Source organism: Methylobacterium sp. J-076, from assembly GCF_022829405.1.
Taxonomy (GTDB): domain Bacteria; phylum Pseudomonadota; class Alphaproteobacteria; order Rhizobiales; family Beijerinckiaceae; genus Methylobacterium.
Genome location: NZ_JAKSXW010000103.1, coordinates 1 through 533, shown reverse-complemented (window position 1 = coordinate 533; position 533 = coordinate 1). Strand labels below are relative to the sequence as shown.

Here is a 533-nt window from a genome sequence, read left to right as displayed (position 1 = left end):
GGTTGCCCTCTCCCGACCCCGGCTCACGGCGGGGCCACCCTCCCCCGCAGAGGGGGGAGGGAAGGCGTCGTCGCTCACGCTGCTCACTGCCGCCGGGTCTCCTGCCCGGCGGCGAGGTCGGGGCCGGGGCGGCGGCGGGTGCGGAGGGAGTCCAGCGCCTGGGGGATCAGCAGGTAGCTCAGTGCGGAAGAGCGGCGGGTGAGGAAGGGGATTCTAGTAGGGGGTGCCCATTCCACCGCCGTAGCCCTGCCCCCTCCTCGGGGGGGCGTGGCCCGCGAAGGGGGGTGGGAGAGGGAGGCGCCGGTGCAGGACCAACAACCGCCCCGCCGCGCTGAAGCGCCCCATTCGGAAGACGGGTTGCCTCCTCCCGCCCCCGCCTCACGGCGGGGCCTCCCTCCCCCGCAGAGGGGGGAGGGAAGGCGTCGTCGCTCACGCTGCTCACTGCCGCCGGGTCTCCTGCCCGGCGGCGAGGTCGGGGCCGGGGCGGCGGCAGGTGCGGAGGTAGTCCAGCGCCTGGGGGATCATCAGGTCGG

The 533-nt window shown here is 75.8% G+C and carries 1 protein-coding gene; it reads right to left on the bottom strand.

Going from position 1 to position 533, the window contains the following annotated elements:
• Positions 1–83: 83 nt before the first annotated feature.
• Positions 84–236, bottom strand: a complete 153-nt coding sequence (locus tag MKK53_RS09630) for a hypothetical protein (RefSeq protein ID WP_243928480.1) — start codon at positions 234–236, stop codon at positions 84–86.
• Positions 237–533: the final 297 nt, after the last annotated feature.